This window comes from Streptomyces sp. ISL-94, from assembly GCF_018614075.1.
GTDB lineage: Bacteria > Actinomycetota > Actinomycetes > Streptomycetales > Streptomycetaceae > Streptomyces.
On record NZ_JAGGOZ010000072.1, the window covers coordinates 1 to 25,450 of the forward strand.

Genomic DNA, 25,450 nt, shown 5'->3' on the forward strand with positions numbered 1-25,450 from the left:
GAAACCCCCAAACCCTCACCGATTCCGACCCACTTGGGCCCCGCACTCCGAGGTTGCCGACCCAGGTTCGGGCACCGGCCCGCTCTGCTGCCGCGTGCGGTGGGTGGGCAACCGCCGACCGAGCGGAGGGGGGAGAGGGGGGCCAAGGCCCCGCCCAGCCCCGCCCCCTACATGCTCAGCGACCGCGCGTAGTTGATCTGGGCCATGACGCGCTGGTAGGCCATCGCGTCCGTGGCCGGGAGCATCGTGGAGTGGTGGCGGCCGCCGCTGGTGACCGTGATCTGGATGTAGCCCGTGGTCTTCTTCTCCTTCATCAGGAGGAAGAGCAGGCCGAGCAGGCAGAACAGGAAGAAAATGACGGCCAGTACGATCGCGTGCGCGGGGATCTTCTCCTCGGTGCGCGAGAAGTCCGTCGCGTTCCACATCGCGCCCCTGAGCGGCATCGAGCCCGACGGGGTGATGATCTGGTCGCCGGCGATGCTGATGTCGCCGATCGAAAAGCCCGCGCCGCCCGGTGCGGCCATGGGGTAGGCGGGGGTGGGCATGCCCGCGCCGCCGATCGTGGGCTGGTAGGGCGGGGTCGCCGGGTAGGGCTGCGGGTAGCCGTAACTGGCCTCGCCCGGGCCCCATTTGTAGTCGCCGCCCTGGCCGGGGTCGCTCGCGTAAGGATTCGGCTGCTGCTCGCTCATGCGGCCGATCCTTCCACAACGACCCCGGTCCCGTACCCCGGTCAGAGAGCTGCTTCGACAATGCCGGTGACGCGCGTGACGATGTCGGTCCTGGTCGCCGTCGGCGTCGGGAGGAAGGACCAGGTGACGACCCGTCGGCCGTCGTTCGTGCCGAAGGTGCCGTTGGAGTACTGGGCCATGCTGCCGGTCTTCCCCCAGACCTCGGTACCGTCCTCCAGCTTGTAGTACGCCAAACCGCCCTGGCTGAACGGCTCCTTGGCGGTCTTGGAGAGCGCCGGCATGACGAACAGCTGCCGCTGCTGGGCCGGGGGCAGCGGCCGGCTGCCCAGCAGTGCCTTCATGAAGCGCTCCATGTCCGGGGCGTTGGAGATCATCCCGCCCTCGGCCCACGCCCACGGCTCCTTCGGGGTGGGTGCGGCCAGCGACGGGCTCGGCATGGAGGCGTCCCCCGGGCGCGGGAGGTACGTGTGGCGCAGGCCGAGCGGGCGGGTGATGCGGCGCTGGAGCTCGTCGGCGTAGGAGCGGCCCGTGACCTTCTCGATGGCCAGGCCGAGGATGAAGAAGTTGCCGCCGTTGTACTGCTGCCTGGTGACGGGGTGTTCGGGGGTGGCGCAGCCGTCCGAGGTCCAGGCGGTGACGACCTTCTCCGGGGTCAGGCCGAGCCCGTCCCCGAGCGGCCCGCAGGGCATGCCCAGGCCGCTGGTGTGGCTGAGCAGCTGTCCGACGGTGATGGGCTGCCAGTGGGCCGGGATGGTGTCGGGGAGGATCTCGCGGATCGGGGTGTCCAGGGTGAACCGGCCCTCGGCGACCAGCGGAGCACGGGAACGGGCGAGGGCCCCGCCCCGGGTGAACCGGGTGCGGGGCCCTCGTGCGGGCGCAGGGGGGGATCAGAAGCGGCGCGTGATGAGAGCGCGCTTGACTTCCTGGATCGCCTTCGTGACCTCGATGCCACGCGGGCACGCGTCGGTGCAGTTGAAGGTCGTGCGGCAGCGCCACACGCCGTCCTTGTCGTTCAGGATCTCCAGCCGCTGCTCGCCGGCCTCGTCACGCGAGTCGAAGATGAAGCGGTGCGCGTTGACGATCGCCGCCGGGCCGAAGTACTGGCCGTCGTTCCAGAACACCGGGCACGAGGACGTGCACGCGGCGCACAGGATGCACTTGGTGGTGTCGTCGAAGCGCTCGCGGTCCTCGGCGGACTGCAGGCGCTCGCGCGTCGGCTCGTTGCCCTTGGTGACCAGGAACGGCATGACGTCGCGGTACGCCTGGAAGAAGGGCTCCATGTCGACGACAAGGTCCTTCATCACCGTGAGGCCCTTGATGGCCTCGACGGTGATCGGCTTCTCCGGGTTGATGTCCTTGATCAGCGTCTTGCAGGCGAGCCTGTTCTTGCCGTTGATCCGCATCGCGTCGGAGCCGCAGATGCCGTGCGCGCACGAGCGGCGGAAGGTCAGCGTGCCGTCGAGGTCCCACTTGATCTTGTGGAGACCGTCGAGCACGCGCTCCTTCGGGTCGATCTCGATCTGGAAGTCCTGCCACTGCGCCTCGTCCGAGATCTCGGGGTTGTAGCGGCGGATCCGGAACGTGACGGTGATGAAGGGGGAAGCCGCGGCCGCCTCCTCCATCTTGTCCATCTTGTCCGTCTTGCTCAGGGTCGGGGTGCCCATCAGTACTTACGCTCCATCGGCTGGTAGCGGGTGACGACGACGGGCTTGTAGTCCAGCCGGACGGAGTCCTTGCCGTCATCGCCGACCTCGCGGTACGCCATGGTGTGGCGCATGAAGTTGACGTCGTCGCGGTTCGGGTAGTCCTCGCGGTAGTGACCGCCGCGGGACTCCTTGCGCGCCAGCGCGGACACCGCCATGACCTCGGCCAGGTCGAGCAGGTTGCCCAGCTCGATGGCCTCCAGCAGGTCCGTGTTGAAGCGCTTGCCCTTGTCCTGGACGGACACGTTCTTGTAGCGCTCGCGCAGCTCGGCGATCTTCTCGACCGCGGTCTTGATGGTCTGCTCCGTACGGAACACCATCACGCACGCGTCCATCGTCTCCTGGAGCTCCAGGCGCAGGTCGGCGACCCGCTCCTTGCCCGTGGAGTTGCGCAGCCGCTCGACGAGTTCGGCGACGTCCTGCGCCGGGTTCTCCGGCAGCTCGACGTAGTCGTTCTCGTGGGCGTACTTGGCGGCGGCGATGCCCGAGCGCTTGCCGAAGACGTTGATGTCCAGCAGCGAGTTGGTGCCCAGGCGGTTCGCGCCGTGTACGGAGACGCAGGCGACCTCGCCGGCCGCGTACAGGCCCGGCACGACGGTGGTGTTGTCCGCCAGGACCTCACCCTCGACGTTGGTCGGGATGCCGCCCATGGCGTAGTGCGCGGTGGGCTGGATCGGGATCGGGTCCGTGTACGGCTCGATGCCCAGGTACGTGCGCGCGAACTCGGTGATGTCCGGGAGCTTCGCGTCGAGCTGCTCCGGCGGCAGGTGCGTCAGGTCCAGGTACACGTGGTCGCCGGCCGGACCGCAGCCGCGGCCCTCGCGGATCTCGGTGTAGATGGAGCGCGAGACGACGTCACGGGACGCGAGGTCCTTCATGACCGGCGCGTACTTCTCCATGAAGCGCTCGCCGTCCTTGTTGCGCAGGATGCCGCCCTCACCGCGGGCGCCCTCCGTCAGCAGGATGCCCATGCGCCAGATGCCCGTCGGGTGGAACTGGAAGAACTCCATGTCCTCCAGGGGCAGGCCGCGGCGGTAGCAGGCCGCCTGGCCGTCACCCGTGAGGGTGTGCGCGTTGGAGGTCACCTTGAAGAACTTGCCGGTGCCGCCCGAGGCGTAGATGACGGACTTCGCCTGGAACACGTGGATCTCGCCGGTGGCGAGCTCGTACGCGACCACGCCGGCCGACTTCTTGACGCCGTCCTCCTCGACGAGGAGCTGGTCCAGGACGTAGAACTCGTTGAAGAACTCCACGCCCTCCTTGACGCAGTTCTGGTACAGCGTCTGGAGGATCATGTGGCCCGTGCGGTCCGCGGCGTAGCAGGACCGGCGGACCGGGGCCTCGCCGTGGTTGCGGGAGTGGCCGCCGAAGCGGCGCTGGTCGATGGTGCCGTCCGGGGTGCGGTTGAACGGCAGGCCCATCTTCTCGAGGTCGAGGACCGCGTCGATGGCCTCCTTCGCCAGGATCTCGGCGGCGTCTTGGTCGACCAGGTAGTCACCGCCCTTGACCGTGTCGAAGGTGTGCCACTCCCAGTTGTCGTCCTCCACGTTGGCCAGCGCGGCGGCCATGCCGCCCTGCGCGGCGCCCGTGTGGGAGCGGGTGGGGTAGAGCTTCGTCAGCACGGCGGTGCGGCTGCGCTTCGTCGCCTCGATGGCGGCGCGCATGCCCGCGCCACCGGCGCCGACGATGACGGTGTCGTACTTGTGGATCTTCATGAGTCGATTCGCCTCAGCCCGTGCCTAGCGGATGTTCGGGTCGAAGGTGAAGATCACCAGCGTGCCCAGAAGGATGGTGAACACCGTGGCGGTGTAGAGCAGGCCCTTCAGCCACAGCCGCGTGTTGGCGCGCTCCGCGTAGTCGTTGATGACGGTACGCAGACCGTTGGCGCCGTGCAGCATGGCCAGCCACAGCATCAGCAGGTCCCAGACCTGCCAGAACGGGGACGCCCAGCGGCCGGCCACGAAGGCGAAGCCGATCTTGGAGACGCCGCCGTCGAGCACCAGCTGGATCAGCAGGTGGCCGATGACCAGGACGACGAGGACGATGCCCGACAGGCGCATGAAGAGCCAGGCGGCCATCTCGAAGTTGCCGCGGGTCGAGCGCGGCGTCCTGCCGGTGCGCTTGCGCGGGGCCTCGATGTAGGGCGCCGGGTTCTCGACGTCGTAGAGGGAGACGCCCGTCACGGAGCCGCCGTCGCCGGCGGCCTTGGTCATGTCGACCGAAGAAGTGTCAGAAGACATGCGTGTCACTTCCCGAACAGTTCAAGGTACGCGTGGTGCAGGACGGGGTACACGGCCCCGGCCATCAGCACGATCCAGACGCCCACCACGGTCCAGAGCATCTGCTTCTGGTAGCGCGGGCCCTTGGACCAGAAGTCCACAGCGATGACACGGAGACCGTTGAGCGCGTGGAAGAGGATTGCGGCGACGAGGCCGTACTCCAGCAGCGCGACGATCGGGGTCTTGTAGGTAGCCACGACATCGTCGTACGCCTCGGGGGAGACGCGGACGAGAGCGGTGTCGAGGACGTGTACGAACAGGAAGAAAAAGATGAGGACGCCGGTGACTCGATGAGCCACCCACGACCACATTCCTTCCCGGCCGCGGTACAACGTTCCAGCCGGCACGGAAAACCCTCCGGAAGCGGGGCGGGGGCCAGCCGGCTTCTTTGTCGGTCGGGCCCGGCCGGGTACGGTCCTCCGGCCCCGGACATCGTAGCGACGCTTTGTCGGTTCCCTCGCCCGGGGTCCGCCGGTGTGATCAAACAGGCACGGACGGACTATCCCACAGGGGCGAATAGCCCGATTTCCGGAGCAGATGGCCCATTCGCCGAGGTCAGCCGCCGCGTCAGGTCCAGCAGCCGGGCCTGCGCGACGCGGCGCAGCTCGTCCGCCGAGATCGCCCGCTCCTCGTCCACCTCGTGGCCCATGCGACGGCGGATCGCCCCCAGCAGCTGGTCCGCCTGCTCCTCCGGCGGATGCCCGGCGAGGCAGATCACGAAGGCGTGGCCGAACTTCCGTTCGTACTCGGCGTGGGCCGCGTCGAGGGCCAGCAGTGCGGCGTACGGGGCCCCGTGGCCCAACTCCACCGAGAACTCGGCGGCCAGCGCCTCCGAGAGATCCGGCTGGGAGAGGTCGTACGAGGCTTCGTCCGCGGCGGCGAGCAAAGCGCCGGAATCGGGGTAAGGGCGGTGTGCGGCCAGCCGGTGCGCCCAGCGCCGGCTGCCGCAGCAGTGCATCAGGACCGCCTGCGCGGTTTCGGGTGAGAGGGCGTTGAACCGGGTGAGGCCGGAGCCGTGAGAGGAGTCGGAGCGCGCTGCGGACTTCTCCCGCAGACTTTGGTATCCGGAAGGGGCCCCCAGGGAGGTGCTCGCGGTGCCCCCGTGGGCCTGTGCCGGAAGATGGCTGGACAGCAGGGGGCTCCTCGGGGCGTGGCGCGGGTGTTCCGCCACGCTATCCACGCAGGGCAGGCTGTGTCGTACCGATTCGGGGATTTCACCCGGAAGTGAGCCGAAAGGATGACGTGGGCGCCGAAGGCAGGACCGAGAAGGGGAGGGCGACCGAGGCCGCCACCCCCCACAGGAGAGGCCCCGGCCGCCATCCGTCACGGGCTCGTGCGACAAGCCCGTATCCCTGTCAGCGCCCCGAGTGCGTTTTGTGTCACACCCCGCTCCGCACAGGATTGGTTGCTCGTTGTACAACTCGTGGACGAGAGGTGCTGGAAAGCCGTAACGTGCTGATTTGCGCCACACGTACAGGACAGTGAACGGGTTGGGGACTTTGCTGGGGGACGACGCCGAGCTGACCGCCGCAGTGCTCGCGGCACAGGACGGCGACGAGAACGCGTTCCGTACTGTGTACCGCGCCGTGCACCCGCGCCTGCTCGGATACGTACGCACGCTCGTCGGAGACGGTGACGCGGAGGACGTGACCTCCGAGGCCTGGCTGCAGATCGCCCGCGACCTCGACTCCTTCACCGGCGACGCCGACCGCTTCCGGGGCTGGGCCGCCCGCATCGCACGCAACCGCGCCCTGGACCACATCCGCATGCGCGGCCGCCGTCCCGCCATCGGCGGCGATGAGACGGAACTCACGGGCTGGGCCGCCGACAGCGACACCGCCGGCGCGGCGATGGAGGCCCTCTCCACCGGAAGGACCATGGCGCTCATCGCGCGGCTTCCGCAGGACCAGGCGGAGGCGGTCGTCCTGCGGGTCGTGGTCGGCCTGGACGCGAAGAGTGCCGCCGAGACCCTCGGCAAGCGGCCCGGAGCCGTACGCACCGCCGCGCACCGGGGCCTCAAGAAGCTCGCCGAGCTGCTCGCCGACGACGCGGACCGGGATGCGGAGTCGGAAGCGGAGGGCCGGGTCGGCCATAATGCCGGTGGCCGGCTACGGGACGGCGGGGGCGGGAGGGATCTCGACGCCGTACCCGCACAGCGCGGCCATGGCGGGGGCCTCGTAGAACAAACCGGTGTGACGCATTCACGTTGGCGGACGCAGAAGGACATGTGATGGCCGACGAGCGCGACAGGTGGCTGGACGGAGCCGCAGCGGAACGACTGCTGCGCGGAGAACCGGTGGAACCTGTGGGGCCGGCCGCCGATCCCCGAGCCCGGAGGGAAGCCGCCCGGCTGCGTGCCGCCCTCGACTCCCTCGACGCGCTGGGCGCCCCCGCGCCGGCCGGTGCGGAACTGCCCGGCGAGGCCGCGGCGCTGGCCGCCTTCCGCGCGGCGCGCGGCACGGCCGGTCCGGCAGCGGCCGGTTCCCCGGCGGCAGGCTCCGGCGCATCCGACGCCCCCACTGCACCCCTGGTCGACCTCGGCCGCACCGGCATCGGCATCGGCATCGGTATCGGCGGCAGAGGCAGAGGCAGCGGCAGCGGAACCCTCTCCGGGCCCCGGCGCGGCCGGCCCGTGCGGTTCGGCCTGGCGGCCGCCCTGGCGAGCATCGCGGTCGGCGGACTGGCCGCCGCGGCGGGGGCCGGACTGCTGGACCAGCCCCGGCGCACCACCGCGGGCCCCGGCCCGGCGATGTCCGTCAGCGCGGACGGGATCCCGACCCAGGGCGCCGACGGCGGATCGCCCACCCTCAGCCCGCAGCTGCGGCCCACCCCGCTCCCGGACGGCCCCGGGCAGTCGGCGACCGGGGGCACGGTTCCGCCGTCGGGCGGCACCGGGGAGCGTACGACGACGGACGGCGGAACCGGCGCCGGTTCCGGAGTCTCCCCGGGGGCCGGTGCGACCGGCGGCTCGGGCAAGGACGTCCAGGGCGGCAAGGACGGAGACCGGCAGGCCTTCGGCAGCGGAGGCGAAACCGGAACCGCCCTGACGGACCGCGACCGGGACCGCGAGAACCACCGCAGGGCCGTGGACCTCTGCAACGACTACCGGGCCGGGCACCTCAACGACGACCGGCGCAGGCGGCTCTCAGCCCTGGCCGGCGGTCTCGCGCGGATCCCGTACTACTGCGAGGCGCTGCTCGACGGCGTGACCGACAGCAGCCGCAGTGCCGACGGCCCCGGGGACAGCGTGCTCAAGGCCCCGACCCTGGCGCCGGCCCTCTCGGGAACCCCGAAGACCGGCCGCTGAGCCTGCCCGGCACATGCAGCTGACACATGCGCCGACCCGCCTGTAACACTTTTCGAACCGGTGACGCAGTACGTAACGAGCCGACTGGTCATCGGCCGCGCATGAGCCGGGGTTCCCCCCGTACCCCTGGGCTCTGCGCAACCGGCGCGGGCGGGGCACGTTCCCCCGGCCCTGCCCGCGCCCTTTACTTTCCGACCGGCCCGCCTGCGGGCCCCCGCCCCCGGCCTCACCAGTAGACGACGACCTTGTCGCCGACCTGGACCTGGTCGAAGAGGGCCGACAGCTTCACCTTGTCCCGGACGTTCACGCAGCCGTGCGAGGCGCCGGCGTAGCCGCGGGCCGCGAAGTCAGCCGAGTAGTGCACTGCCTGGCCGCCGCTGAAGAACATCGCGTACGGCATCGGCGTGTGGTAGATCGTCGACGTCCACTCCTTGGCCTTCCAGCCCACGTTGAACACGCCCTCGCGGGTCGGGGTGTTCTCCGAGCCGAAGCGCACGTCCATCGTCGAGACGACCTTGCCGTCGATCATCCAGGCGAGGGTGCGGCTCTCCTTGCTGATGCACATGACCCGGCCCTGCATACAGCGCGGGTCCGGCGCGTCCGCCTCGTTGACCGCCGGCGGGCGCAGCTCGTCGGCGGTGGGCTTCTTCGTGGCGCTCTGGATCTTCTTCCAGGTGGCCTCGTCCACCGAACCGGTGGGGTTCAGACCGTTCTTCGACTGGAAGGACTTGACCGCCGAGGTGGTCTTCGTGCCGTAGAAACCGGTCGGCGCGACCGACATCAGGTGGAGCTGCTTCAGGCGTGCCTGGAGCTCGCGCACCTGCTCGCTGTCGTCGCCGTTGGCCATGATCTGCTTGACGGTGGGCGAGGGCGAGGGCGAGGCGGACGGGGACGCCGAGGCGGAGGGCGAGGCCGAAGGCGAGGCCTCGGGCTTGTCGTCCGTGGACGGCGAGGCTTCCGGTGTGGCTCCCGCCGTGGGCGAGGACGGAGCCGAGGAAGCGGAGCCCGTGGACTCGGCCTTCTGCGGTCCGCAGGCGGTCGCGGCGAGCGCGACGGCGGTGGCCACCCCGAGCGCACGGACTATGACTCTCTGGCGGTGCATTGCAGTCCCCCGATTTCTACGTCGTGTACCTAGGTGATGCCTCGCGCGCGTGGAGAGTTGCACTCCGCCCGGGGATGTTGCGCCATTGTGACCAGGACCCGTACGCGGTCTTGCGAAGCGATGAGCGGCCGGGGATCGCCCCGGCGTTCGCTGGGGGAGGTTGTATCAGCCCCGGGCCCCGTCGCTCTACGGAGGGTTTGGTCACATGGCGCGCAGCGAGAGCGGACTTCCCATCGAACCCGTCTACGGGCCCGGCCATCTGACGGGGTGGGACCCCGTGGCCGAACTGGGGCAGCCAGGGGCATTCCCGTACACCCGGGGCATCTATCCGACCATGTACACCGGCAGGCCGTGGACGATGCGGCAGTACGCGGGTTTCGGCACGGCCGCCGAATCCAACGCCCGGTACCGGCAGCTCATCGCGGGCGGCGGGACCGGGCTGTCCGTGGCCTTCGACCTGCCGACCCAGATGGGGCACGACTCCGACGCCCCGCTCGCGCACGGCGAGGTCGGCAGGGTCGGGGTCGCGATCGACTCCGTCGACGACATGCGGATCCTGTTCGACGGGATCCCGCTCGACCGGGTCTCCACCTCGATGACCATCAACGCGCCGGCCGCGCTGCTCCTGCTGCTCTATCAGCTGGTCGCCGAGGAGCAGGGGATCGAGGGTGCGCAGCTGACCGGGACGGTCCAGAACGACGTGCTGAAGGAGTACATCGCGCGCGGCACGTACATTTTCCCGCCCGGGCCCTCGCTGCGGCTGACGGCCGACACCTTCCGCTACTGCCGGGCCGAGATCCCCAAGTGGAACACCATTTCCATCTCCGGCTACCACATGGCCGAAGCGGGTGCCTCGCCCGCGCAGGAGGTGGCCTTCACGCTCGCCGACGGCATCGCGTACGTCCGTACCGCGTTGGCGGCCGGGATGGCGGTCGACGAGTTCGCGCCCCGGCTCTCCTTCTTCTTCGTCGCCCGCACCACCCTGCTGGAGGAAGTCGCCAAGTTCCGCGCGGCCCGCCGCATCTGGGCCCGCGTCATGCGCGAGGAGTTCGGGGCCCGGGATCCGAAATCGCTGATGCTGCGCTTCCACACCCAGACGGCCGGGGTCCAGCTGACGGCGCAGCAGCCCGAGCTGAACCTCGTACGGGTGGCCGTGCAGGCACTGGCCGCCGTGCTCGGCGGCACGCAGTCGCTGCACACCAACTCCTTCGACGAGGCGATCGCGCTGCCGACGGAGAAGTCCGCCCGGCTCGCGCTGCGCACCCAGCAGGTGCTCGCGTACGAGACGGACGTGCCGCACACCGCGGACCCCTTCGCGGGCTCGTACGCGGTGGAGCGCATGACGGACGACCTGGAAGCGGCGGCCCTCGACCTGATGCGGCGGGTCGAGGACCAGGGCGGGGCGGTCGCCGCGATCGAGAACGGCTTCCAGAAGGGGGAGATCGAGCGGAACGCCTACCGCATCGCGCAGGAGACCGAGAGCGGGGAGCGGGTGGTGGTCGGGGTCAACCGCTTCGCGCTGGAGCGGGAGGAGCGGTACGAGCCGCTGCGCGTGGACCCGGCGATCGAGGCGCGGCAGTGCGAGGCGCTGGCGCGGCTGCGGGCGGAGCGGGACGGGGCGGCGGTGCAGGCCGCGCTCGGGGCGCTGCGCGAGGCGGCCGCGGGGACGGAGAACGTGCTCTATCCGATGAAGGAGGCGCTGCGGGCCCGGGCCACGGTGGGGGAGGTGTGCGGGGCGCTGCGGGAGGTGTGGGGGACGTACGAGCCGTCCGCATCCACGTGGTGAAAGCCACTGACTGACAGGTGCAACCTTATGGGACACTCCTGCCCATGCTGGGTGTGACCGATCTACCGACCTATCTCGCCGGCCTGGTGCTGATCATTCTGCTGCCGGGGCCGAACTCGCTCTACGTGCCTGCTGATATTCGGCGGCACCCGCCTCTCGGAGGCCTTCCGCCGCCGCAGGCGGCTGTCGGCCGGGGCCACCTCGGCGGCGGGCGTGCTGTTCCTCGGCTTCGCGGCCAAGCTCGCCGTCAGCTGAGCACCCGCCGCACGACCCTGGCCGCGGACCGGTGCCGTACTGGTCAACGACTTCGCCTGGAGCCGCGCCCGCTTCGGCCCGCCCCCCGGCTGACCAAGGGCACCGACCTCCTCGGCACCTCGCTCGTGGAGACCGGCGTGGTGGACCCGGCCCGCTATCGGGAGGCGGTGCGCGCCCTGACCCTGGAGCATGGCGCCACCCGCTACTTCGCGCACCGCCGGGAGTCCTTGGAGTATCTGCGCGCGCTCAGCCAGGCGACCGGGCTGGAGATCGTCCGGCCGGATCTGCCCCTGGAGATGATCGCGCGGCGCGGACCCGTCGGACGTAGGATCCTCAGCTTTCCGTCCACGGTCGTCCACACGCTGCCGTACGCGCCGGCCGGTACCGGTGTGACCGTCGCCGTCTGCGAAATCGACCCGGACTGGCTCACACGGTCCGCGTCCCCGCGCGCCCGCGGCTTCCTGGCCGGGGTCACCGACACCGCCCGTGATGTGCACAGACTCCCAGCCCGGGCGGCTCCGGCGGCCGGATGAGCGCCGGAGTTTACCCCCGGGCCCGCCCGGTCATGCGCCAGAGGCCGGGTTTCTTTCCCCTAACGGCATGAACTTTTCGTGATCCCCGGCCAGTTGACCCGTCGGTGCGCCTACCCTTCAACGGGTGAACCAGTTGATGTCCCGCGAGTCCCAGACCGCCCAGCCCGCCGTGTCCGAGCGGCCCGAGCTGCCCGGCAAACTTCCGGACCACCTGCGTGCCGAACTGATCGCCTTCCGCCGGGACTTGCACATGCACCCGGAGCTCGGACACCAGGAATTCCGCACCACGGCCGCGATCAAGGCCCGGCTCGAGAAAGCCGGCCTGCGACCACGTGTGCTGAAGTCCGGCACGGGCCTGGTCTGCGACGTGGGCACGTGGGACGGCGTGCGGCCCATGCTGGCGCTGCGCGCGGACATCGACGCCCTGCCCATCCCGGATGCCAAGACGCACGTCCCGTACCGCTCGACCTTCCCGGACCGCGCGCATGCCTGCGGCCACGACGTGCACACCGCCGTCGTCCTCGGCGCCGGCCTGGTCCTCGCCGAGCTCGACCGCCAGGGCCTGCTGCCCCGGCCGGTGCGGCTGCTGTTCCAGCCCGCCGAGGAGGTGCTCCCGGGCGGGGCGACCGACGCGATCGAGTCCGGGGTCCTGGACGGCGTGGGGAAGATGGTCGCCGTGCACTGCGACCCCCGGGTCGACGCGGGCCGGATCGGGCTGCGGACCGGCCCCATCACCTCGGCCTGCGACCGGCTGGAGGTCAGCCTCGCCGGCTCCGGCGGGCACACCGCGCGGCCGCACCTGACCACCGACCTGGTGACGGCCGCCGCCCGCGTGGCCGTGGACGTCCCGGCTCTGCTGTCCCGTCGGATGGACGCCCGTTCGGGCATGTCCGTCACCTGGGGCCGCATCGAGGCCGGGCACGCCTGCAACGTCATCCCGATGCACGCCGAGCTGTCCGGAACCGTCCGGTGCCTGGACCTGGACGCCTGGCACGTGGCCCCCGACATGATCCACGCGGCGATCGACGAGGTCGCGACCATGCACGGCGCCAAGTTCGAGATCAACCACGTCCGCGGGGTGCCGCCGGTGGTCAACGACCCGGTGATCACCGAACTGCTCCGCGAGGCGATGGCGGTCCGCTGCGGCGCGGAATCGATCGAGGACACCGAGCAGAGTCTGGGCGGGGAGGACTTCTCCTGGTACCTGGAGCACGTCCCGGGCGCGATGGCCCGCCTGGGGGTCCGTACGCCCGGCGACACGGCCAAGCGGGACCTGCACCGGGGCGACTTCGACGTGGACGAGTCCGCGATCGCCGTCGGAGTGGAGTTCTTCACGGCCGCGGCCCTGCTCGACGGGCGCCGCGCCGGGCATGTGAGGTAAGCCCGCGGCGAAGTCGGTACAACATCGGCGCGTCTTCCGCCGGACGCGTCCAGCCCTTGGTACACATGGGCTGGGCGCGTGAGGAGTTACCGATCGGTCACTGTCCGGTTCGCGACGATCCGATAACGACTCATGAACGGGCCTTTAACTGACATCTACGCGCGTTACGATCGCGGCGAAACCAGCGCCGGTCGTGGCGCTTCGGTCAGGTTTTGAAGGAGCCTCCCCTTGCGCCGGATCACCAGGATCGCCACCGTGGGCATCGCGTCCGCGGCGCTGGCCCTCTCGGCCACCGCCTGTGGCGGAAAGAACTCGTCCGACACCGGGTCTTCCGACTCGAAGGAAGCCAGCGCCGCCATCGCGTACGACATCGGTGGCCGCGGCGACCAGTCGTTCAACGACGCCGCCTTCGCTGGTCTCGAGCAGGCCAAGAACGACCTGAAGATCAAGACCGCCGAGGCGGAGCCCACCGACGGCGAGGGTGAGGCCGACAAGGTCCAGCGCCTCACCGAGCTGGCCCGCAAGGGCAACAACCCGGTCATCGGCGTCGGCTTCGCCTACGCCCCGGCCATCAAGAAGGTCGCGCCGAAGTTCCCGAACACCACGTTCGGCATCATCGACGACACCTCGGTGACCGGCCCGAACATCGCCAACCTGGTCTTCAACGAGGAGCAGGGCTCCTACCTGGCCGGCGTCGCCGCCGCCAAGGTGTCCAAGACCGGCACGGTCGGCTTCATCGGCGGTGTCGAGGTTCCGCTGATCAAGAAGTTCGAGGCGGGCTTCACCCAGGGCGTCAAGGACACCAACCCGAACGCCAAGGTGCTCTCCCAGTACCTGACCCAGCCGCCGAACTTCGACGGCTTCTCCAAGCCCGACCTGGGCAAGGCCGCCGCGCAGGGCCAGCTCGACTCGGGCGCCGACGTGGTCTACGCCGCCGCCGGTCTCGCCGGCTCGGGCGCCATCGAGGCCGCCTCGGCCAAGGGCAAGTGGGCCATCGGCGTCGACTCCGACCAGTACAACCAGGCCGGTCTGGCGAAGTACAAGGAGCACATCCTGACCTCGGTCACCAAGGACGTCTCCGAGTCCGTCTTCAACCTGATCAAGTCGGTCAAGGACGGCAAGCCCGAGACCGGTGAGGTCCGCTACGGCCTCGACAAGGACGGCGTCGGCCTCGCCGACTCCAACCCCGAGTACAAGAAGATGACCGACGTCATCGCCGCGGTGGACAAGGCGAAGGCCGACATCATCGCGAAGACGATCACCGTCAAGACCGCCCCGTAAGGCCGTCGCTGACAGGTAGTCGTGGTCTCCGGGGTCCGGGAAGCGGTCTCTACCGCTCCCGGGCCCCGCACCGCGTCCGCCTCTGAGTCCGTGTTCCGTGTGGCCGGGTGGTCACAGGTTTTCACTTCCGACAGTGCTACGCGCGTAGAAGCATCGTGGACGCGATACTTTCTCTCCCCGCCCTGTCCTCCCCTGCCTCCGCTCCTTCCGCGCCAAGGAGAGTGCGTCATCAACGCGTCCAGCCCCCCTCTCGCCGTAGAACTGCACGGCATCACCAAGCGTTTCCCCGGCGTCGTCGCCAACAAGGACATCGCGATCAGCGTCCGCAAGGGCACGGTCCACGCCTTGATCGGCGAGAACGGCGCCGGCAAGTCGACCCTGATGAAGATCCTCTACGGCATGCAGAAGCCGGACGAGGGCACCATCGCCATCGACGGGGAGCAGGTCTCCTTCCACAGCCCCGGCGACGCCATCGCCCGCGGCATCGGCATGGTGCACCAGCACTTCATGCTGGCCGACAACCTCACCGTCCTGGAGAACGTGGTCCTCGGCGGCGAGAAGCTCTACGGCATCGGCGCCAAGGCCCGTAAGAAGATCAAGGAGATCTCGGACACGTACGGCCTCGGCGTGCGCCCCGACGCCCTGGTCGAGGACCTCGGTGTCGCCGACCGGCAGCGCGTGGAGATCCTCAAGGTCCTCTACCGCGGCGCGAAGATCCTCATCCTCGACGAGCCGACCGCCGTGCTCGTGCCGCAGGAGGTGGACGCGCTCTTCGACAACCTGCGCGAGCTCAAGGCCGAGGGCCTGACGGTCATCTTCATCTCGCACAAGCTGGGCGAGGTCCTGAAGGTCGCGGACGACATCACCGTCATCCGGCGCGGCACGACGGTCGGCACCGCCGACCCGAGGACCGCCACCACCAAGCAGCTCGCCGAGCTGATGGTCGGCTCCGAGCTGCCGTCGCCCGAGACCCGCGAGTCCACGGTGACCACCACCCCGATGCTCGAGGTCGACGGTCTGCGCCTGGCCGCGACCGACCCGGACGGTGTGGTCCGCGAGGTGCTCGCCGGCATCGGCTTCACCATCCACAAGGGCGAGGTGCTCGGCATCGCCGGTGTCGAGGGCAACGGCCAGACGGAGCTCATCGAGGCCCTCATGGGCATGAGCATCCCGGACGGCGGCACCATCACGCTGGACGGCAGGGACATCTCCACCGTCGCGACACGGGGGCGCCGCGAGGGCGGCATCGGCTACATCCCCGAGGACCGGCACCGGCACGGCCTGCTGCTGGAATCCCCCCTGTGGGAGAACCGCATCCTCGGCCACGTCACCGAGGCGCCCAACTCCAAGCGCGGCATCCTCGATCCGAAGGCGGCCCGCAGGGACACCGAGCGGATCGTGCGCGAGTACGACGTCCGCACGCCCGGTATCGAGGTCACCGCGGCCTCGCTCTCCGGCGGCAACCAGCAGAAGCTGATCGTCGGCCGCGAGATGAGCCACAACCCGAAGTTCCTCATCGCCGCCCACCCCACCCGCGGTGTGGACGTCGGTGCGCAGGCCCAGATCTGGGACGCGATCCGCGAGGCCCGCCGCGAGGGCCTGGCCGTGCTCCTGATCTCCGCCGACCTGGACGAGCTCATCGGCCTGTCCGACACCCTGCGTGTGATCTACCGCGGCCGCCTGGTCGCGGACGCCGACCCCGCGACCGTGACCCCCGAGGAGCTCGGCACCGCCATGACGGGCGCCGCCTCCGGGCACCTGGAAGCCACCGACAACCACTCCGCCGCCGGTACCGACGCTGGTACCGACTCCCCGGAGGACGAGGTCCGATGAAGAAACTCGACAAGGACCGGCTGCTCCTCGGCTTCGCCGGGCCCGTGCTCGCGCTCCTCAGCGCCTTCCTGCTGACCGTGGTCGTACTGGCCGCGACGGGCATCGACCCGATCGAGCCGCTGCGCCTGATGGTGGAGAACGCCGGATACGAGGACGTCCAGGTCCTCATCGTGAACCAGGCCGGCACGTACTACCTGGCGGCCCTGGCCGTGGCCATCGGCTTCCGGATGAACCTCTTCAACATCGGCGTCGACGGCCAGTACCGCCTCGCGGCGATGCTCTCCGCCGTGGTCGGCGCGGCCGTGGCCCTGCCCGGCCCGCTGCACCTGCTGCTGATCGTGCTCGTGGCGATGCTCGTCGGCGCCTTCTGGTCCGGTATCGCCGGAGTCCTCAAGGCCAAGCGCGGGGTGAGCGAGGTCGTCTCCACGATCATGCTGAACGCCATCGCGACCAGCCTGATCGCCTGGCTGATGCTGACGAAGAACCTCGGCGTCCAGCTGGAGGGCTCCAACGACCTGACGACCGGCGACATCGCCGAGTCGGGCTGGTTCCCGGCGGTCTCCCTCGGCGACGGGCTGGAGATCTACGGCTTCACCTTCGTGGCCTTCGCCCTCGGCATCGTCTACTGGTTCGCGCTGGGCCGCACCCGCTTCGGCTTCGACCTGCGCGCCACCGGTGCCAGCGAGTCCGCCGCCCAGGCCTCGGGCGTCGACGCCAAGAAGATGGTCATCACCGCGATGCTCATCTCCGGCGCGGTCGCGGGCCTGGCCGGCATGCCGCAGCTGCTGGGCGAGACCCACACGTACAACCTGGCCTTCCCGACCGGTGTCGGCTTCACCGGCATCACCATCGCGCTGCTCGGCCGCAACAGCCCGGTCGGCATCCTCTTCGCCGCCTTCCTGATGGCCTTCATCGACAAGGCCTCGGCCTCGCTCGACCAGGCCGGGTACGCGAAGGAGATCGGCACGATCATGAAGGGCCTGATCGTGATCGCGGTCGTCGTCTCGTACGAACTCGTCCGCCGCTACGGCATCCGGCGCCAGCAGCAGAAGGTCGGCGAGGAGCTCGCCGCCGGGCACGCCATCAAGACCGACAAGGAGGTCGCGGCGTGAGCACCAGCACTGTCTCCGCGACGGCCGCCGCCCCGAAGAAGTCCGGCGGCCGCAAGAAGCTCACCCTGCCCTGGATCATGCTGATCATCGCGGGCGGCCTCGCGCTCGTCTCGCTGGTCCGCCTGATCAGCGGTGCGAACGACCTGACCTCGGTCGGCCAGGTCTCCGGCGCCCTCTCGCTCGCGGTGCCGATCGGCCTCGCCGGCCTCGGCGGCCTGTGGGCCGAGCGCGCGGGCGTCGTCAACATCGGCCTCGAAGGCATGATGATCCTCGGCACCTGGTTCGGTGCCTGGGCGGGCTACCAGTGGGGCCCGTGGACCGGTGTCCTCGCCGGCGTCATCGGCGGTGCCCTCGGCGGCCTGCTGCACGCGATCATCACGGTCACCTTCAACGTGAACCACATCGTCTCCGGTGTGGCCGTCAACATCCTGGCGCTGGGCTTCACCCAGTACCTGTCGAACTTCACCTTCGCGGACGCGCCGGGCGGCTCCTCCAAGCAGTCGCCGCAGGTCGAGCCGATCTACAAGATCACCGTGCCGGGGTTGTCCGACTGGATGTCGGATCTGCAGGGCAAGCACTGGTTCTTCATCTCGGACCTCGCCGGCGTCATCGGCGGCCTGGTCACCGAGCTGTCCCTGCTGACCGTCCTCGCCCTGCTGCTGATCCCGGGCACCTGGTGGGTGCTGTGGCGGACCACCTTCGGCCTGCGGCTGCGCTCCTGCGGCGAGAACCCCGTCGCCGCCGAGTCGCTGGGCGTCAACGTCTACAAGTACAAGTACATCGCCGTGGTCGTCTCGGGCGCCCTGGCGGGCCTCGGCGGCGTGTTCCTGTCGATCGTCGCCAGCCCGATCTACCAGGAGGGCCAGACCGGCGGCCGCGGCTACATCGGTCTCGCCGCGATGATCTTCGGTAACTGGATGCCGGGCGGCATGGCACTGGGCGCGGGCCTGTTCGGCTTCATCGACAGCCTCAAGCTGCGCGGCGGCGCCACGAACGTCCACGCGATGCTGCTGCTGATCGCGATCGTGCTGGTGCTGGTCTGCGCCTGGCAGCTGTACAAGAAGAAGTACCTCCAGGCCGGCATCTCGGCGGTCTGCGCCGCGCTGCTGTTCCTCTGGTACGCGCTCACCGACTCGGTGCCGAGCCAGTTCGTGGACGCCGCCCCGTACGTGACCACCCTGCTGGTGCTCGCGCTGTCGGCGCAGCGCCTGCGGATGCCGAAGGCGGACGGCATGCCGTACCGCAAGGGCCAGGGCAAGTGACGGCGGCGCTCACCCCCGACTGGGAGGCCCTGCGGGAGGCCGCCCGGGACGCCATGTCCCGGGCGTACGCCCCGTACTCGGGCTTCCCGGTCGGTGTCGCCGCCCTCGTCGACGACGGCCGCATAGTCGTCGGCTGCAACGTGGAGAACGCGAGCTACGGGCTGGGGCTGTGCGCCGAATGCGGCCTGGTCTCCTCCCTCCAGGCCACCGGCGGCGGCCGGCTGACGCACTTCACCTGCGTCGACGGCAAGGGCCAGATCCTGGTGCCGTGCGGACGCTGCCGCCAGCTCCTGTTCGAGTTCGGCGGCCCGGACCTGCTGGTGGATACCCCGCACGGGATCCTGCCGCTGGCCGAGATGCTGCCGCAGGCCTTCGGGCCCGACCATCTGAGATAGCAGTGCCGACGGCCCTCCGCCCTGCCGGGCAGAGGGCCGTCACCCTTCCTGTAGACCTGTAGACCTGTAGACCTCTCGGTCACACCCTCTCTCTATGCGCGTAGAAGGAAGCACTTCATGGACGTCATCTCCGTCATCCGGACCAAGCGGGACCGCGGCGAGCTGAGCCCCGAGCAGATCGACTGGGTCATCGACGCGTACACGCGGGGTGTCGTCGCCGACGAGCAGATGTCGGCGCTGGCGATGGCCATCCTGCTGAACGGCATGAACCGGGCCGAGATCGCGCGCTGGACCGCCGCGATGATCGCCTCCGGGGAGCGCATGAACTTCGACTCCCTCTCCCGCCCGACCGCCGACAAGCACTCCACGGGCGGCGTCGGCGACAAGATCACCCTGCCGCTGGCCCCGCTCGTCGCGGCCTGCGGTGCGGCCGTGCCCCAGCTGTCCGGCCGCGGGCTCGGCCACACCGGCGGCACCCTCGACAAGCTGGAGTCCATCCCCGGCTGGCGCGCGCTGCTGTCCAACGAGGAGATGCTGCACGTCCTGGACACCACCGGCGCGGTCATCTGCGCGGCGGGCGACGGCCTGGCCCCGGCGGACAAGAAGCTCTACGCGCTGCGCGACGTGACGGGCACGGTCGAGGCCATCCCGCTGATCGCCTCCTCGATCATGTCGAAGAAGATCGCCGAGGGTACGGGGTCGCTCGTCCTGGACGTCAAGGTCGGCAGCGGCGCCTTCATGAAGAACATCGAGGACGCGCGCGAGCTGGCGCGGACCATGGTGGGCCTGGGCACCGACTCGGGCGTCAAGACCGTCGCGCTCCTGACGGACATGTCCACACCGCTGGGCCTGACGGCCGGCAACGCGCTGGAGGTCCGCGAATCGGTCGAGGTCCTGGCCGGCGGCGGCCCCGCCGACGTGGTCGAGCTGACCATCGCGCTGGCCAAGGAGATGCTGGACGCGGCGGGCATCAAGGACGCCGACCCGGCGAAGGCCCTGGCCGACGGCTCCGCCATGGACCACTGGCGCCGGATGATCGCGGCCCAGGGCGGCGACCCGGACGCGACCCTGCCGGTGGCGCGCGAGCAGCACGTGGTCACCGCCCCGGCCTCGGGCGTCCTCACCCGCCTGGACGCGTACGCGGTCGGCGTGGGCGCCTGGCGCCTCGGCGCGGGCCGCGCCCGCAAGGAGGACCCGGTGCAGGCGGGCGCCGGCATCGAGCTGCACGCCAAGCCGGGCGACACGGTCACGGCAGGCCAGCCGCTGATGACGCTGCACACGGACACGCCGGAGAAGTTCGACTACGCCCTCGCCTCCCTGGAGGGCTCGTACGACATCGCCCCGCCGGGCACGGCCTTCTCCGCCACGCCGATCATCCTGGACCGCATCGCCTGATCGCCAGTCCCCCCGACTCGTCGGCGCGGCTCCCCGTCCGGAGCCGCGCCGGCGTCTTTTCACATCCCTGCGCACCCACCGATGAATTGCGGCGGGCGGGGGAGTCACCCCTGCGTGGAGATCACCCGACTCGTGCTGCCCGGACCCAGCCCGGCCGCGCGCGACGCCGAACCGCTGTGCGCGCGTCTGGGCCGCCTGTACGAGGACGGGGCGCGCACGGTGGAGTGCGATGCGCGGGCCGTCACCGCGCCGGGGCTGGGGGCCGTCGAGGTGCTGGCCCGGCTGCGGCTGGCCGCCCGGGGGCGCGGGGGCTTCGCCGTCACCGGCGCCGGCCCCGCGCTGCGGGCGCTACTGGACCTCGTAGGCCTCGTCGAGCTGCTCGGGGAGGCCGAAGAGCGGGAACCACCGCTCGGTGTCCAGGAAGGCGTTGAGCCCGACGATCTTGCCGTCTGAGATCTCCAGCACTTGGAGCGCCCACGGCGTGTGGCCCGACCCCGAGGCCGCCGGACGGTATTGGCCGAAGGCCGGCATGCCGTTCGCCGTCGTCGGGATCAGGCGGGAGCCCTTGCAGCCGATGCCCTGGTTCAGGTGCCAGGCCGCGATGTCGGCGTGGCCCTGGAGCCACAGGTCGAACGGCGGCATCGACAGCACCGCGTCCTCGTGCAGGAGCGTGGTGAGCCGCGAGATGTCGTACGCCTCGAAGGCGGACAGGTACTGCTCCAGCAGCTTCGCCTGGTCCTCGTCCAGCGGGTCGGCGGCGTCGCTCTCGCGGATCCGGCTGCCCGCCAGCGTGGCCCGCGCCCGCTGGAGGGCGCTGTTCACCGACGCCACCGTGGTGTCCAGGAGCTGCGCGACCTCGTCGGCCTTCCAGGCCAGCACCTCGCGCAGGATGAGCACCGCCCGCTGCTTCGCCGGCAGGTGCTGGAGCACCGCGACGAACGCCAGGCGGACGGATTCCTTCGCCAGGGCCATCTCCGCCGGGTCGGCGGTCTGCGGCAGCACCCGGCCGTCCGGGACCGGCTCCAGCCAGGTCACCTCGGGCCGCTCGTTCAGCACGGCGGAGGCCTGGTGCTGCGGGGCGGTCAGGTCCATCGGGCGGGCCCGCTTCTTCCCGGCGTTCAGCAGGTCCAGGCAGACGTTGGTGGCGATCCGGTACAGCCACGACCGCAGCGAGGAGCGGCCCTCGAACCTGTCGTGGCTGCGCCAGGCGCGGATGTACGTGTCCTGCACCGCGTCCTCGGCGTCGAAGGAGGAGCCGAGCATCCGGTAGCAGTAGCCGGTCAGTTCGATGCGGTAGCGATCCATCGCCGCATCGAGATCCGTGTCCGTCGCGAGGTCTGTCATGTCCGCCGATCCCCCTGGTAGAACCCGATACTTCGGAAACTACCGGAGGGCTCTGACAGCCGCAGCCCGACCGGCCGAAGCCCTCAGCGGGCGGCCGCCGCCCCGGCCGGGAGCCGGCGCTCCGCGCGGGCCGCGTGGGACCCGTACAGCGTGATCGAGGCGACGCCGATCACCGCGAGCAGCGCGATGCCCACCGTGGCCGCCCACCCCGCGGAGTGGTAGGCGAGGGCGCCCAGGGTGCCGCCCGCGCTGGAGCCCAGGTAGTACGCCGACTGGTAGAGGGCGGAGGCCTGCGCCCGGCCCGTCTTCGCCGTACGGCTCACCGCCGAGGAGGCCGCAGCGTGGCCGGCGAAGAAGCCCGCCGTGATCAGGACCAGGCCGAGCAGGATCGCCGGCAGCGCATCGGCCAGCGAGAGCAGCAGGCCCAGCGCCGTCGTCGTCACCGCCAGGTACAGCGCGCCGCGCCGGCCCGTGCGCGCCACCAGCTGCCCGGCGGCCGCCGAGGAGACCGTACCGACCAGGTAGACCAGGAAGACCGACCCGACGACGCCCTGCCCGAGCGAGAACGGCTCGTCGACGAGGCGGTAGCCGATCACGGTGTACACCGCGCCGAAGACGGTCATGAACAGCGCGCCGATCCCGTACAGCCGCAGCAGCAGCGGATCACGCAGGTGCCCGGCGACCGTACGGCCCACCGCGCGCGGGTTCAGCGACGAGGGGCGGAAGAACCGGGCCCGGGGCAGCAGCACCAGGAAGGCCGCCGCGCAGGCCAGCGCCACCAGCCCGACGGCCAGCAGGCCCGCCCGCCAGCCGCCCAGCTGCGCCGCCCAGCCCGTGACGAGGCGGCCGCTCATGCCGCCGATGGAGTTCCCCGCCACGAACAGGCCGATCGCACCGACCAGGGCCTTCGGCTTGACCTCCTCCGCCAGGTACGCCATCGCGGAGGCCGGGATCCCGGCGATCGCCGCGCCCTGTACGGCGCGCAGCGCCACCAGCCACTCCAGGTTCGGCGCGAAGGGCACCAGCAGGCCGACGCCGACGGCCACCGCCATCGACCAGGTCATCACCCGGGTGCGGCCGAACCGCTCGGACAGCGCGCTGAGCGGCAGGACGAACAGCGCGAGCGCGCCGGTGGCCGCGGACACCGTCCAGCTGGCCTGACCCGCCGTCACCCCGAAGCCGTCGGAGATCGCGGGCAGCAGCGCCTGGGTGGAGTAGAGGAGGGCGAAGGTGGCGAGTCCGGCGGCGAAGAGCGCGAGGCTCATCCGGCGGTAGCCGGGGCGGCCGGGCTCCCGGCCCTCGGGGGTGTGGGTGTCGGCGGCGGGGAACGACGGGGTGGAGGCACCCGGGATCGAGGATCCCTCCCAGCGGTAGCTGGGGGAGGGTGCCCCGGTATGAGCGGGAGGCATACGTCGAAGGTAGGCCGCTCTTTTTGATGCGTCCAATGCACGGATTCGCGATAATCGATCCACTCATGCATCAGCACAGCTCAGGGCGGCGTATGTCGATGAACCGTTACGAAGAAGACATGCCGGTGACACGTTTGCTGGCCCCGCGCCTCGCGTACTTCGCGGCCGTCGCCCGGCACGAGCACGTCACCCGCGCCGCGCACGAACTGGGCGTACCGCAGTCCACCCTGTCGCGGGCCATGGTCCGTCTCGAACAGGACCTGGGCGTCACGCTGTTCGCCCGCACGGGCCGCACCGTCGCCCTCACCACGGCGGGCCGCACCTTCCTGGCCTCCGCCGAACAGGCCCTCGACGGCATCGCCCGCGCCGCCGAATCCGTCCAGCAGGACGCCGACCCCGCCTTCGGCAAGGTCGCCTTCGGCTTCCTGCACACCCTGGGCTCCGAGACCGTACCCGGCCTCATCCGCGCCTTCCGCGCCGACCACCCGCGCGTCCGCTTCTCCCTCGTCCAGAACTACGGCGAGGCCATGCTGGAGAAGCTGCGGGCCGGCGAGCTCGACCTCTGCCTCACCTCGCCCGTGCCCGACGCCCCCGACCTCGTCGCCCGCCGCCTCGACGAACAGCGGCTGCGCCTCGTCGTCCCCGACGACCACCGCCTCGCCGGCCGCAAGCGCATCCGCCTCGCCGAGGCCGCCGAGGAAACCTTCGTCACCCTGGAAGCGGGCTACGGGCTGCGCCGCATCACCGACGACCTGTGCGCGGAGGCCGGGTTCATCCCGCGCGTCGCCTTCGAGGGCGAGGAGGCCGAAACCCTGCGCGGCCTGGTCGCCGCCGGCCTTGGCGTGGCCCTCCTGCCACCCCCGGCGGTCGCCCGCCCCGGCGTGGTCGAGCTGACGGTCACCGCCCCGCGCGCCGTCCGCGAGATCGGCCTCGCCTGGCTCGACGGCCACCCCGACACCCCACCGGTGGCGGAGTTCAAACGCTTCCTCCTCTCCCGGCGCGGCAGTCTGATCCCGGAGCTGGAACCACCGGCCTGACGCCGGCCACACCCACCCCCCACTGGCCTAGGGGGCGCCTTGGGCCACTTGGGCTGACGCGCCCGATCCAGCCTCGCCGGCTGAGGGGCGTCTTCGCCCAGCTTGGGGCCGAGGCCGGCCACATCCAGCCTCGCCGGCGTGTGAGATGGGGGTCCCCCCCGGACGAAGTCTGGGGGAGGGTCTGGGGCGGAGCCCCAGGTCCGGGCGCAGCCCGGCTAGTCCCCGGCTCCGGTACCGGCCCCGGCCCCCGAAGACCCCGGCGGGGGAGCGGCCAGCAAGTACCCCGCCTGGAAGCGGGACTTGGCGCCGACCGCCCGCATGATCTCGGCGATGTGCCGCTGACACGTCCGCTCCGACATCCCCAGCCGCCGCGCGATCACCTTGTCCTCCAGCCCCTCGGACAGCAGCCGCACGATGGTCTGCCGCAACTCGTCCGAGATCGACCGCGCCGCATCCGGACTCACCGTCACCGGAAACGGCTCCGCCGCCACCCACGACCGCTCGAACGCCGCCGTCATGAAGTGCACGACATTCGGCTCCCGCACCACCAGTGCCGCCCCGCTCCGGTCCGGCACCGCCATCAGCCCGGTGTGCCCGTCGAAGACCAGCATCCGCATCAGCCCGTCGCCCAGCGTCCGTACCTGCGCCCCGAGCGCCGTCACCCGCTCGACGTACGCCGCTGTCGGCCGCGAGTACCGCGCCGTGTGCTGGTAGATCGTCCGCATCCGCACCCCGCGCGCCAGCAGCTGCTCGTCCCGCCCGATCGACTCCTCCAGCGTCTCCAGCGGCCGCCCCCCGCCCGGCTGCGAGGTCAGCAGCTCCGTCTCGCACGCCGCGACCAGCTCCGCGATCAGCCCCCGCACCGCGCCCAGGTCCGTGACCAGCTCCAGCCGTCCCGCCCCGCTCAGGTCACGGTGCGCCGTCCCGGCCTCGTACGCCGGTACCAGCGCCTCCAGCCGCCCCCGCAGCCGGTCCATCTCGTCGTGGGTCTCCCGCACCAGCAGGGCCAGCGGGGCCAGCGCCCGGGCCGCCGCCGCCCGGGGCGCCACCGCGGTCCACCGGTCCGGCGCGCCGCCCGGCGCCCGCTGGAGCAGGTGCGCGGCGGCCAGCTCGGTGATCGCGGCGGCCGCGCGCACGCCCAGGGCCTCGGTGGCCTCGGCCGTGTCGAAGGCGTGCCGCTCGACCGCGTACGCGTAGAGGCGCCGCGCCGCAGGGCTCAGTTCCTCGGCTTCATCGGCTGGCATATGCGTATTGGTCCCGGCTTGCATCCGTTTATAAACCCCTCGTGTTCCCGCAAGGCGGCAAGACGACGCCTGTCCGGCGGCATTCGGCATATGCCGAAGAGGC

The 25,450-nt window shown here is 70.8% G+C and carries 23 protein-coding genes and 2 pseudogenes; 14 read left to right on the forward strand and 11 right to left on the reverse strand.

Features of this window, described 5'->3' with window-relative positions:
- Window positions 1-167: 167 nt before the first annotated feature.
- The 7 genes from J7E94_RS22305 to J7E94_RS22335 form a co-directional block, all read right to left on the reverse strand.
- Window positions 168-689 (reverse strand): hypothetical protein, encoded by a 522-nt coding sequence (locus tag J7E94_RS22305; protein WP_215018180.1) that lies wholly within the window; start codon window positions 687-689, stop codon window positions 168-170.
- Between the two features lie 41 nt (window positions 690-730).
- Window positions 731-1,501, reverse strand: a complete 771-nt coding sequence (locus J7E94_RS22310; protein ID WP_215018244.1) for a serine hydrolase — start codon at window positions 1,499-1,501, stop codon at window positions 731-733.
- 75 nt (window positions 1,502-1,576) lie between these two features.
- Window positions 1,577-2,353, reverse strand: a complete 777-nt coding sequence (locus J7E94_RS22315; protein ID WP_215018182.1) for a succinate dehydrogenase iron-sulfur subunit — start codon at window positions 2,351-2,353, stop codon at window positions 1,577-1,579.
- On the reverse strand, window positions 2,353-4,107 hold the full coding sequence (gene sdhA / locus J7E94_RS22320) for a succinate dehydrogenase flavoprotein subunit (RefSeq protein WP_215018185.1): 1,755 nt from the start codon (window positions 4,105-4,107) through the stop codon (window positions 2,353-2,355). Before sdhA ends, J7E94_RS22315 begins: the two co-directional genes overlap by 1 nt.
- Before the next feature lie 24 nt (window positions 4,108-4,131).
- A complete protein-coding gene (locus J7E94_RS22325; protein WP_215018186.1) occupies window positions 4,132-4,632 on the reverse strand; it encodes a succinate dehydrogenase hydrophobic membrane anchor subunit in 501 nt (166 codons plus the stop codon).
- 5 nt (window positions 4,633-4,637) lie between these two features.
- A complete protein-coding gene (gene sdhC, locus J7E94_RS22330; protein ID WP_215018188.1) occupies window positions 4,638-5,018 on the reverse strand; it encodes a succinate dehydrogenase, cytochrome b556 subunit in 381 nt (126 codons plus the stop codon).
- 152 nt (window positions 5,019-5,170) lie between these two features.
- Window positions 5,171-5,725, reverse strand: coding sequence for a 2-oxo-4-hydroxy-4-carboxy-5-ureidoimidazoline decarboxylase (locus tag J7E94_RS22335; RefSeq protein WP_251057066.1), 555 nt, complete (start codon window positions 5,723-5,725; stop codon window positions 5,171-5,173).
- Between the two features lie 445 nt (window positions 5,726-6,170).
- Here J7E94_RS22335 and J7E94_RS22340 point away from each other — a divergent pair, with 445 nt between their 5' ends.
- The gene (locus J7E94_RS22340; protein WP_215018247.1) at window positions 6,171-6,902 is read left to right on the forward strand and encodes an RNA polymerase sigma factor; all 732 of its coding nucleotides are present in this window, start codon (window positions 6,171-6,173) and stop codon (window positions 6,900-6,902) included.
- Window positions 6,902-7,978: a hypothetical protein gene (locus J7E94_RS22345; protein WP_215018190.1), complete on the forward strand. Its 1,077-nt coding sequence runs from the start codon at window positions 6,902-6,904 to the stop codon at window positions 7,976-7,978. Before J7E94_RS22340 ends, J7E94_RS22345 begins: the two co-directional genes overlap by 1 nt.
- Before the next feature lie 226 nt (window positions 7,979-8,204).
- Here the strand turns inward: J7E94_RS22345 and J7E94_RS22350 are convergent, their stop codons facing one another.
- Complete coding sequence (locus J7E94_RS22350; protein ID WP_215018192.1) at window positions 8,205-9,080, reverse strand: L,D-transpeptidase family protein; 876 nt, start codon at window positions 9,078-9,080, stop codon at window positions 8,205-8,207.
- Between the two features lie 205 nt (window positions 9,081-9,285).
- Here J7E94_RS22350 and J7E94_RS22355 point away from each other — a divergent pair, with 205 nt between their 5' ends.
- The 11 genes and pseudogenes from J7E94_RS22355 (at window position 9,286) to J7E94_RS22405 (ending at window position 20,766) form a co-directional block, all read left to right on the forward strand.
- Entirely contained in the window at window positions 9,286-10,866 is a 1,581-nt protein-coding gene (locus J7E94_RS22355; RefSeq protein ID WP_215018194.1) for a methylmalonyl-CoA mutase, read from the forward strand.
- Between the two features lie 129 nt (window positions 10,867-10,995).
- Window positions 10,996-11,121, forward strand: a pseudogene (locus tag J7E94_RS22360) (leucine efflux protein LeuE); the annotation flags it as partial.
- A 45-nt stretch (window positions 11,122-11,166) separates the two neighbouring features.
- A pseudogene (locus J7E94_RS22365) lies at window positions 11,167-11,654 on the forward strand (hypothetical protein); the annotation flags it as partial.
- Window positions 11,655-11,790: 136 nt separating this feature from the next.
- Complete coding sequence (locus tag J7E94_RS22370; RefSeq protein WP_215018249.1) at window positions 11,791-13,035, forward strand: amidohydrolase; 1,245 nt, start codon at window positions 11,791-11,793, stop codon at window positions 13,033-13,035.
- A 228-nt stretch (window positions 13,036-13,263) separates the two neighbouring features.
- Window positions 13,264-14,316 carry a BMP family protein gene (locus tag J7E94_RS22375; RefSeq protein ID WP_215018196.1) on the forward strand — a complete coding sequence of 351 codons (1,053 nt, stop codon included), beginning with the start codon at window positions 13,264-13,266 and terminating at the stop codon, window positions 14,314-14,316.
- Window positions 14,317-14,544: 228 nt separating this feature from the next.
- Window positions 14,545-16,149, forward strand: coding sequence for an ABC transporter ATP-binding protein (locus J7E94_RS22380; protein ID WP_308345423.1), 1,605 nt, complete (start codon window positions 14,545-14,547; stop codon window positions 16,147-16,149).
- Complete coding sequence (locus J7E94_RS22385) at window positions 16,146-17,261, forward strand: ABC transporter permease (RefSeq protein ID WP_215018198.1); 1,116 nt, start codon at window positions 16,146-16,148, stop codon at window positions 17,259-17,261. Before J7E94_RS22380 ends, J7E94_RS22385 begins: the two co-directional genes overlap by 4 nt.
- Window positions 17,258-18,523 (forward strand): ABC transporter permease, encoded by a 1,266-nt coding sequence (locus tag J7E94_RS22390; protein ID WP_215018200.1) that lies wholly within the window; start codon window positions 17,258-17,260, stop codon window positions 18,521-18,523. The genes J7E94_RS22385 and J7E94_RS22390 overlap by 4 nt, the downstream gene beginning before the upstream one ends.
- Window positions 18,520-18,918, forward strand: a complete 399-nt coding sequence (locus J7E94_RS22395) for a cytidine deaminase (protein ID WP_215018202.1) — start codon at window positions 18,520-18,522, stop codon at window positions 18,916-18,918. The genes J7E94_RS22390 and J7E94_RS22395 overlap by 4 nt, the downstream gene beginning before the upstream one ends.
- Before the next feature lie 117 nt (window positions 18,919-19,035).
- Window positions 19,036-20,313, forward strand: a complete 1,278-nt coding sequence (locus J7E94_RS22400; RefSeq protein ID WP_215018204.1) for a thymidine phosphorylase — start codon at window positions 19,036-19,038, stop codon at window positions 20,311-20,313.
- Between the two features lie 114 nt (window positions 20,314-20,427).
- The gene (locus J7E94_RS22405) at window positions 20,428-20,766 is read left to right on the forward strand and encodes an STAS domain-containing protein (RefSeq protein ID WP_308345422.1); all 339 of its coding nucleotides are present in this window, start codon (window positions 20,428-20,430) and stop codon (window positions 20,764-20,766) included.
- Here the strand turns inward: J7E94_RS22405 and J7E94_RS22410 are convergent.
- Together J7E94_RS22410 and J7E94_RS22415 are read right to left on the reverse strand one after the other, a co-directional pair.
- Window positions 20,662-21,657, reverse strand: coding sequence for a sigma-70 family RNA polymerase sigma factor (locus tag J7E94_RS22410; protein ID WP_215018208.1), 996 nt, complete (start codon window positions 21,655-21,657; stop codon window positions 20,662-20,664). The two genes, J7E94_RS22405 and J7E94_RS22410, sit on opposite strands and share 105 nt — an antisense overlap.
- Window positions 21,658-21,740: 83 nt before the next feature.
- Window positions 21,741-23,066 carry an MFS transporter gene (locus J7E94_RS22415; protein WP_215018210.1) on the reverse strand — a complete coding sequence of 442 codons (1,326 nt, stop codon included), beginning with the start codon at window positions 23,064-23,066 and terminating at the stop codon, window positions 21,741-21,743.
- A gap of 98 nt (window positions 23,067-23,164) precedes the next feature.
- Between J7E94_RS22415 and J7E94_RS22420 the strand changes: the two genes are divergently transcribed.
- Entirely contained in the window at window positions 23,165-24,103 is a 939-nt protein-coding gene (locus tag J7E94_RS22420; protein WP_215018212.1) for a LysR family transcriptional regulator, read from the forward strand.
- Window positions 24,104-24,318: 215 nt separating this feature from the next.
- Here J7E94_RS22420 and J7E94_RS22425 read toward each other — a convergent pair whose 3' ends face one another.
- A complete protein-coding gene (locus J7E94_RS22425; protein WP_251057061.1) occupies window positions 24,319-25,347 on the reverse strand; it encodes a helix-turn-helix transcriptional regulator in 1,029 nt (342 codons plus the stop codon).
- Window positions 25,348-25,450 lie beyond the last annotated feature (103 nt).

Excerpts from the sequence above, each read along its gene's own strand:
- J7E94_RS22305 (WP_215018180.1), bottom strand. The coding sequence starts at position 689 with ATGAGCGAGCAGCAGCCGAATCCTTACGCGAGCGACCCCGGCCAGGGC.
- J7E94_RS22385 (WP_215018198.1), top strand. The coding sequence starts at position 16,146 with ATGAAGAAACTCGACAAGGACCGGCTGCTCCTCGGCTTCGCCGGGCCC.
- J7E94_RS22350 (WP_215018192.1), bottom strand. The coding sequence starts at position 9,080 with ATGCACCGCCAGAGAGTCATAGTCCGTGCGCTCGGGGTGGCCACCGCC.
- sdhA (WP_215018185.1), bottom strand. The coding sequence starts at position 4,107 with ATGAAGATCCACAAGTACGACACCGTCATCGTCGGCGCCGGTGGCGCG.
- J7E94_RS22415 (WP_215018210.1), bottom strand. The coding sequence starts at position 23,066 with ATGCCTCCCGCTCATACCGGGGCACCCTCCCCCAGCTACCGCTGGGAG.
- J7E94_RS22400 (WP_215018204.1), top strand. The coding sequence starts at position 19,036 with ATGGACGTCATCTCCGTCATCCGGACCAAGCGGGACCGCGGCGAGCTG.
- J7E94_RS22355 (WP_215018194.1), top strand. The coding sequence starts at position 9,286 with ATGGCGCGCAGCGAGAGCGGACTTCCCATCGAACCCGTCTACGGGCCC.
- J7E94_RS22420 (WP_215018212.1), top strand. The coding sequence starts at position 23,165 with ATGAACCGTTACGAAGAAGACATGCCGGTGACACGTTTGCTGGCCCCG.
- J7E94_RS22410 (WP_215018208.1), bottom strand. The coding sequence starts at position 21,657 with ATGACAGACCTCGCGACGGACACGGATCTCGATGCGGCGATGGATCGC.
- J7E94_RS22325 (WP_215018186.1), bottom strand. The coding sequence starts at position 4,632 with ATGTCTTCTGACACTTCTTCGGTCGACATGACCAAGGCCGCCGGCGAC.
- J7E94_RS22315 (WP_215018182.1), bottom strand. The coding sequence starts at position 2,353 with ATGGGCACCCCGACCCTGAGCAAGACGGACAAGATGGACAAGATGGAG.
- J7E94_RS22425 (WP_251057061.1), bottom strand. The coding sequence starts at position 25,347 with ATGCCAGCCGATGAAGCCGAGGAACTGAGCCCTGCGGCGCGGCGCCTC.
- J7E94_RS22370 (WP_215018249.1), top strand. The coding sequence starts at position 11,791 with ATGTCCCGCGAGTCCCAGACCGCCCAGCCCGCCGTGTCCGAGCGGCCC.
- J7E94_RS22345 (WP_215018190.1), top strand. The coding sequence starts at position 6,902 with ATGGCCGACGAGCGCGACAGGTGGCTGGACGGAGCCGCAGCGGAACGA.